The 1,449-nt window shown below is 65.1% G+C and carries 1 protein-coding gene and 1 pseudogene; both read left to right on the plus strand.

Going from position 1 to position 1,449, the window contains the following annotated elements; all coding sequences use genetic code 11:
* The first annotated feature begins 325 nt into the window (after nucleotides 1-325).
* Nucleotides 326-1,051 carry a response regulator gene (locus EOA24_RS37790; protein ID WP_126082334.1) on the plus strand — a complete coding sequence of 242 codons (726 nt, stop codon included), beginning with the start codon at nucleotides 326-328 and terminating at the stop codon, nucleotides 1,049-1,051.
* Nucleotides 1,048-1,449, plus strand: a pseudogene (locus EOA24_RS37795) (two-component sensor histidine kinase); the annotation flags it as partial. The gene EOA24_RS37790 and the pseudogene EOA24_RS37795, both read left to right, overlap by 4 nt.

Here is a 1,449-nt window from a genome sequence, read left to right on the forward strand (position 1 = left end):
CCGATTGCCGGCGGCTCGCCCGCGGGTGCAGCGCCGGGCTCCGGCTGGGCAGCGAGCACCGGGTGGACGGCCGCGACCGAGAACAGGCCGAGCGCCAGAAGTCTGCTTCGCATGACATGATCCTTTCCTGCGTGCTTCGGATGCCGGGAGGATAGGAAGCCTCTTTTGCCGCATTGCTTCGGCGCATTGCCGAAGGTTTCCAGAAAAAGGAGATTTGTTTCCGAATGTTTCCGGCGGGGTCTTGGAAACGTTCCGTTGCAATTTTCCATGCCGCTTGGCGGCGTCGCTCCCTATAATCAGGAACGAAAAGGCAAGCGGGCGAAGAATGCAGGCACAACCCCACATCCTCGTCGTGGACGACGATCGCGAGATTAGGACGCTGCTTGGGCGCTATCTCGACGGGCAGGGCTTTCGCGTGTCGGTGGCGGCGGACCGGCGCGAATGCGAGCAGAAGCTCGGCTCCGGCCAGTTCGACCTGATCGTGCTCGACGTCATGCTGCCGGACGGCTCCGGTCTCGACATCTGCCGGAGCCTGCGCGATCGCAAGCCGCACATTCCGGTCATCCTGCTGACGGCGCTGAAGGAAGATGTCGACCGTATCATCGGCCTGGAGCTCGGCGCCGACGACTATCTCGGCAAGCCGTTCAACCCGCGCGAGCTTTCGGCCCGCATCCGCGCGGTGCTCAGGCGCTCGGCGCCGGAAGAAGCCGCCCCGCCCAAGGTCCGCGTCTATCATTTCGCCGGTTACAGCCTGGAGCCGGACACGCGAAAGGTGATGGATGCCGATGGCGCCCTGGTCGACCTGACCGGCGCGGAGTTCGATCTGCTGCAGGTCTTTCTCGATCGGCCGGGACGGCTTTTGTCGCGCGACCAGCTGCTCGATCTGACGCAAGGGCGCGAGCGCGAGCCGCTCGACCGGTCCGTCGACGTGCTGATGAGCCGGCTGCGGCGGAAATTCGCCGAAGCGGGCGAGGAGGCATTGTTCAAGACCGTGCGCAATGGCGGCTATCAACTGACGGCACGGGTCGAGACTGCGGAGACCGAAGCGTGACTTCGCTGCGCCGGCGGCTGATCATCCTTTTGGTCGCGTCGATCCTGGGCGTGGTCGGGCTTGCCACCTTTGTCGCCGTCAAGGTGCTCGGCGGGCCGTCGCCGGAGCTGACGATGGGGCCGCTGGCGCACCAGATCCAGTATATGATGCAATTGGTTCCAGGCCACGTGCCGAGCAGCGGCGATGCGCCGGTGACGATCAGCGATCGTCCGGCGTCCGGGTTCGAGGACCGCAAGCACACACGCGTGCTGAACGACATGCTGCGCCAGAACGGTCTCGATGTTTCGGCGGTCGTCAGCCGCAGGGCCGAGCAACCCGGGATGATCGCCTCGGTCGCTTTGCCTGACCATCGCTGGATGATCGTCGATGTTCCCGACGTGGGCCCGCCGCGCGATGTC

It is taken from the genome of Mesorhizobium sp. M2A.F.Ca.ET.039.01.1.1, assembly GCF_003998035.1.
Taxonomy (GTDB): Bacteria; Pseudomonadota; Alphaproteobacteria; order Rhizobiales; family Rhizobiaceae; genus Mesorhizobium.